General features: G+C 37.6%; 7 protein-coding genes. All 7 read right to left on the reverse strand.

The genetic code is table 11. The features are described from left to right. Nucleotides 1-232 precede the first annotated feature (232 nt). Nucleotides 233-991, reverse strand: coding sequence for a type IV secretion system protein (locus ACFIKD_RS08650; RefSeq protein WP_375644420.1), 759 nt, complete (start codon nucleotides 989-991; stop codon nucleotides 233-235). Further along, nucleotides 988-3,459 carry a VirB4 family type IV secretion/conjugal transfer ATPase gene (locus ACFIKD_RS08655; protein ID WP_375644421.1) on the reverse strand — a complete coding sequence of 824 codons (2,472 nt, stop codon included), beginning with the start codon at nucleotides 3,457-3,459 and terminating at the stop codon, nucleotides 988-990. The genes ACFIKD_RS08650 and ACFIKD_RS08655 overlap by 4 nt, the downstream gene beginning before the upstream one ends. A gap of 2 nt (nucleotides 3,460-3,461) precedes the next feature. Next, a complete protein-coding gene (locus tag ACFIKD_RS08660) occupies nucleotides 3,462-3,770 on the reverse strand; it encodes a type IV secretion system protein VirB3 (RefSeq protein WP_375632819.1) in 309 nt (102 codons plus the stop codon). Nucleotides 3,771-3,782: 12 nt separating this feature from the next. Then, nucleotides 3,783-4,094 carry a conjugal transfer protein gene (locus tag ACFIKD_RS08665; protein ID WP_375632821.1) on the reverse strand — a complete coding sequence of 104 codons (312 nt, stop codon included), beginning with the start codon at nucleotides 4,092-4,094 and terminating at the stop codon, nucleotides 3,783-3,785. 240 nt (nucleotides 4,095-4,334) lie between these two features. Beyond that, nucleotides 4,335-4,655: a VirB2 family type IV secretion system major pilin TrwL gene (gene trwL, locus ACFIKD_RS08670; protein WP_375644422.1), complete on the reverse strand. Its 321-nt coding sequence runs from the start codon at nucleotides 4,653-4,655 to the stop codon at nucleotides 4,335-4,337. Between the two features lie 77 nt (nucleotides 4,656-4,732). Then, a complete protein-coding gene (gene trwL / locus ACFIKD_RS08675; protein ID WP_375644423.1) occupies nucleotides 4,733-5,050 on the reverse strand; it encodes a VirB2 family type IV secretion system major pilin TrwL in 318 nt (105 codons plus the stop codon). Between the two features lie 77 nt (nucleotides 5,051-5,127). Then, nucleotides 5,128-5,403 (reverse strand): VirB2 family type IV secretion system major pilin TrwL, encoded by a 276-nt coding sequence (gene trwL, locus ACFIKD_RS08680; RefSeq protein WP_375647775.1) that lies wholly within the window; start codon nucleotides 5,401-5,403, stop codon nucleotides 5,128-5,130. Nucleotides 5,404-5,405 lie beyond the last annotated feature (2 nt).

Here is a 5,405-nt window from a genome sequence, read left to right on the forward strand (position 1 = left end):
GATCAATTTTATTGAAAAGTTGCGTGAACACTGTAAAGTCCATGGAATTCCTCTTTAACGAATTTTCAACTTTTTATATGATTTTTAAGCATTTTTCGTTGAGTTTTTTAGGATAGAATTAAATTTCGTAGATCTTTTCAGTCTATGAGAGAGAACTGAATATTACGCACTAACCTTTGCTTTTTACGAGCATATAGGAAAAATAATACACGAAATATTGTTATAAAAAGCCTTATCTAATAAATCTTATGGTAGGCATTTTCGTGTTTTTACTATTCAAAATTTTTATGTTATGTTTGTCCTTCTGCTGTTTGATAAGTGTATATTCAGCATTGCGTAAATGTGTGACCATTTGTAGTTTTGCTGTTTCATTTTGTAGCATAGCGAGCATTCCAATTATATGTGCTTGTAACTCAGCAATACTTTTTAGATCTTTTGTTGTCTTGATTTCGTTTAATAGTTCTTCAATTTGCTGAAAACGATTATTTGCTTCTTCAAAAGTCTTTAGACTTACGGCTTTATCAGTGATGGCTGCATATTGGCTACGCTTGTTGATAAAACTGCTAGATTCATGGACAGAGATAGGAATTTCTTCTTCTTTTAAAATATTTTTAAGTGATGTAGTTAGAGCAGAAGATTTATTTCTATTGTAGAGCGTCTCCGGATTTTTGAGGAAAAAACTGCTGTGATCTGTTTGTGCATTTTTAAGTTTTTTAGTGTCGAACTTTTGGTTTCCCGTTATAGACTCCTGTATCTTTTTTACTTCCTCAAGTTGTTTTTTTAGTGTTTCGAGAAGTGGGTCAGCTGGCGCTTCCTTTTGTTGTGGAGGTTCTTTAGGCGTTGTTTCACGTGACTTTCCAAAAAAATTGGGCCACGCCGTTGGAACTGTTGCTGACAAATCTGCCGCTCCAGCGCCAAAAGTCCAAGCCATGGCTGGGTCTGAAATCCCTAAAGTTATTACAACTACTATTGGAATGAGCTTTTTTTTCATGTTTCCCTCCTGTCATTTTTTGCGTGCTGTAAGAAAATTGGTAACCATATTGCCGGATCATCACCAACTTCCGCGATAATGCTTTCGGCTAATTCTGCGTTATCTGGTGTACCTGATAACACCAAGAGCTCGTCACTAAAGTCGTGTTCGATGGTTTTTCCACCGCTTGTCAGATGGAATTTACCAAGATTCAGTTCTGCAAGCGCAGATTGATCACCCTGCTTAATGAGGAATTGGCGACTAAACTCACCAAGTCCTTTAACGAGTTCAAATTCTGTATCTGTTAGTTTAAAGCCTTTTGTATAATCTTCATAGTTTGCCTTGGGGTTGGCTAGAAAAATGTAAGTCGCACACTGTTGAATGAGTGTTTTGGCAATATTACTTTCCAAGGCATCGCTAGGCTCTTGTGTTGCGTAAACAAAAATACCATTTTGTTTACGGATAGTCTTTTGCTTATTTTTCGCCAAATCTTCAAAGTACGGATCTTGCAAAGGCTTCCAAAACTCATCAAAGATATACATAAATCGCTGTCCGCTAATCATGCCTTCTGTGCGGTAAAGCAAATACATCATCACTGGGGTGCGAGTTTCAAAATTATCTAAAAATTCCGTGATATCAAAGCCGTAAATTTGATGTGTTGAGAGATCAAGAGCATCATGGGGATTATCAAATAACCATCCATAATCACCACCTTCACACCATTTTAGTAAGCGAGCATGAACAGATGGGTGAGCATTATAATCACTTAAACGTGGATTTGGTAAAAATTGTATCAGAAAGGACAAACGACGGAGTGATTGGTCAATGTTACTGCTCATAACAGACATAACCGCTTTGTTAATTTCTTCCTCGTCGTGATGCGTGACCTCACCACCAGCTTCTGCCAATTTTTTAACAAATTGTTTCAGAAAAATCAGATTTTCTTGTGTGGGTGGGAGTTGGAAAGGATTGAAACCACTTTTCCTGCCTGGCTTGAATGTTAAATATTTTCCACCCATCGCTCGAATGGCAATTTCCATACCACGATCTTTATCAAAAACAACCGTTGTCGGCTTAAATTTTTGTGCTTGTGCTACCAAAAAGCCGAGTAACACGGTTTTACCGGAACCAGATTGTCCGATAAGTGCGGTATTACCGAGCAAACGTTTATCTGTTGAGTCCTCTTCAAGTTTGGAGGCATGAAAGTTGAAATAAAGCGGTGTTTTACTGGTTGTTTTAAGAATTGTGACGGCTGGACCCCACGGGTTGCCAGTGGGTTTTCCTGACATAAAATTATGAAAAGATGAAAATGACAAAAAGTTCAATGATGTAATCGGAGCAGGACGTGGTCTCCATTTCCAATTGCCAGGAAGTTGTGCCCAATAGCCAGCCTCTATCGCTAAGTCTACAGGTTTGGGCAGTACCGCAACGTCTAGTAATGCTGCACTTGCTTTAGCCATATGGTCGCGAACTTGTTGAATTGTATCACCATAGATAGTCAATGTGCAGTGATGTTCTCCCATGACAAAATGCCCGCTAATAAGCTGGTTTAGTGCTTCGTCAATTTGTTCAATTTGGCTCGTTGCCACATCTCGTGCATCAATAAGGTTACGCTGATGCCGTTGTAAATAGTCTTTAGCAGCATGTCGGGAGAGCACCGAAAAGCTCTGCGTCAATACGAACTCGAAGTCACTTTCCAACAAAACATTTAATTGTCCTGGTTTGGTTGTTGCATCATATTCTTTAATTTCCAGCATTCCAAATCGACGCATTCCACTGGTTGTTCGCAATTCACCAAGAGCACCCCATTTTGAGAAAAAAGGCCGATTGATAGACATATAGTCAGAAAAACGGTCATGGCAAATTGGCATGGGGCGATATTCACCATTGACAAGCATTCCAAGGAACTCAAGTGCAGAAGAATAAGCATGCCCATTTTTTTCATAAGCACCAAGAAGTTCTGCACCGTAACGGTTTAAAGATTGGCCTAAAGTACGATTGATGTCATTGAGTTCTTTGATACATGAGTCTTGTCGCATCTTTTTTTGATCAAGCGTTTCACGTTCATGTTTAGAAAAGAACGACATAATTTTATCCGCTATCGGTTGAAAAACGACAGTCAGATATAAATCATTGACCATCAAATTATAACCAGTAAAGCTTTGCCGATATTTTTCATCAAGTTGATAGCAAAACATTTGATCAAATGTTGAATCAGGATATTCATAAACACGGCGACGCACAATATGTGTCCAAAATGATAAATTGGCTGATGCAATACCCCGTAGAGTATTGTTAAGCTCTTTTATCCATTGAAAAATATCTTCTTCTGAAGCGCTTTGATGTGAACGCCCGTCAATCTTCCAAATCGATAAATATTCCGCATTTTTAGTAGAGATAATCGTATCTGTAATATGATGTGAATAAGGCAGAAACAGGCTTACAGGTGTCTCCGATGCAAGGCGTTTGCTACTTTCAACAGCTGTCATGTTTATCTCCTTTTACTATAATCAGAGGGACTATAACTTGATGCGCCCCAAAAACCTTTGTTGCGATTGCGAAATTTAGTATCGATCCATAACCACCAGATACGAAACGCCTTATCATCGTTTTTAGTAATTTGCACCATAATGAACCATAATGGAGGTGCTATAATCCACAAAAAGACACTTACTGTCATAGCAATAACAGCGACCCCCATAACCATAACGATAAATGGCATCATGGGGACACCCCATATAGTTGGAACACGTGTTGCTCCTTTGAATAGGGGGAATTCTTTTTGTTCTTGTGATTTCATGGGGTGCTCTTGTCAGTGGAGGTGAAATAATATGTGGCTAATATAAAAGGCTGCACCAGCAATAATGACGCTGAAGGCCCATCGTATAAATGTAGCTCTTGCGATGATGCGAAATATATAAATAAGCAAAAGAAATAAAAGAATAATGATGGCGACGATAGGAATGATTATACTTAATCCATATTGCATTCCTATGAAGGCATCCAAGCTCTCAGTTTCCGTCTGAGCATATGCAGATTGCGTTATTAATAACATCATTGAAGTGATAATAATAACATTAATCTTGTTGCACGTCTTCGCTTGAAACGTATTTGATTGTTTCATATTCTTTATCCCCTTTTAATTAAAGTTGCTATAAACAATATTCCTTTTTTCAGTATGGCTACATTATTACTGGTACACACCTATAATCGATGGATATTAAAAACATTACGTATTATACTGGATTCATGAATTACCTTTCAATAATATTGCAGTAACTTTTGTTGTAGAGGGCACGATAATAATACTGATTGTCTATCGTATAAACGTATCGTGTTATACTATTTGTAATTGATGCCATTATCACGCTGTTTTAAATAGCAGAGTAACAAGTTGGGTTGCAGAACCTGCGATAACAACACCGATTGCCCACCGTACAAATGTGTCTTTTCCGATGTAGCGTCCTGCATAACCAATCGCTAAGCACAACAGTATAACGGCAGCAGCAATAGGAATAATCGCTTTCAAGTCTGTCTGTAAGCCTTCTAAAGCGCCCTCTGCATTTTTTAAAACACTCGCTTTGGCGGCGTAAGCAGAATTATTCATAAAGAACGCAGTCATAGCAGCAGAAATTGCGATGATTTTGTTGTTACTTTTCGATTGAACACTAATTAATTTTTGCATATTTCACTCTTATTAAAATCTAGATAATATTTTTATATAAATAAACATATTGTATTTACGATTTATAATTAATTCCATTATGGCTTAAATAGCAGTGAAACAAGTTGGGCTGCAGAACCTGCGATGACAACACCAATTGCCCACCGCACAAAAGTATCTTTTTCAATATAGCGTCCTGCATAACCAATTGCTAAGCATAATAGTATAATAGCAGCAGCAATAGGTATAATCTTCTGAATATCGCCCTGTAAACCTTCTAAAGCTTTCTCTGCATTTGTTAAAACGCTTGCGTTGGCGGCGTAAGCAGAATTATTTATAAAGAACGCAGTCATAGCAGCAGAAATTGCGATGATTTTGTTGTTATTTTTCGATTGAATACTAGTTAATTTTTGCATATTTCACTCTTATTAAAATCTAGATAATACTTTTATATAAATAAACATATCGTATTTACGATTTATAATTAATTCCATTATGGCTTAAATAGCAGAGTAACAAGTTGGGTTGCAGAACCTGCGATGACAACACCGATTGCCCACCGTACAAATGTGTCTTTTCCGATGTAGCGTCCTGCATAACCAATTGCTAAGCACAACAATATAACGGCAGCAGCGATAGGGATAATCACTTTTAAGTCTGTCTGTAACTCTGTTAGAGCATTTTTTGCATTTGTTAAAGTTTTTGCGGCTTGTGCATGAGAAGAACTATTCATAAAGAACGCAGTCATAGCAGCAGAAATTGCGATGATTT

It is taken from the genome of Bartonella sp. CR84HXZ (assembly GCF_042194535.1).
Classification (GTDB): domain Bacteria; phylum Pseudomonadota; class Alphaproteobacteria; order Rhizobiales; family Rhizobiaceae; genus Bartonella; species Bartonella grahamii.

Bases quoted from the DNA above. Each gene is read 5' to 3' on its own strand.
- ACFIKD_RS08650 (WP_375644420.1), bottom strand. From the start codon at position 991: ATGAAAAAAAAGCTCATTCCAATAGTAGTTGTAATAACTTTAGGGATT.
- ACFIKD_RS08655 (WP_375644421.1), bottom strand. From the start codon at position 3,459: ATGACAGCTGTTGAAAGTAGCAAACGCCTTGCATCGGAGACACCTGTA.
- ACFIKD_RS08660 (WP_375632819.1), bottom strand. From the start codon at position 3,770: ATGAAATCACAAGAACAAAAAGAATTCCCCCTATTCAAAGGAGCAACA.
- ACFIKD_RS08665 (WP_375632821.1), bottom strand. From the start codon at position 4,094: ATGAAACAATCAAATACGTTTCAAGCGAAGACGTGCAACAAGATTAAT.
- trwL (WP_375644422.1), bottom strand. From the start codon at position 4,655: ATGCAAAAATTAATTAGTGTTCAATCGAAAAGTAACAACAAAATCATC.
- trwL (WP_375644423.1), bottom strand. From the start codon at position 5,050: ATGCAAAAATTAACTAGTATTCAATCGAAAAATAACAACAAAATCATC.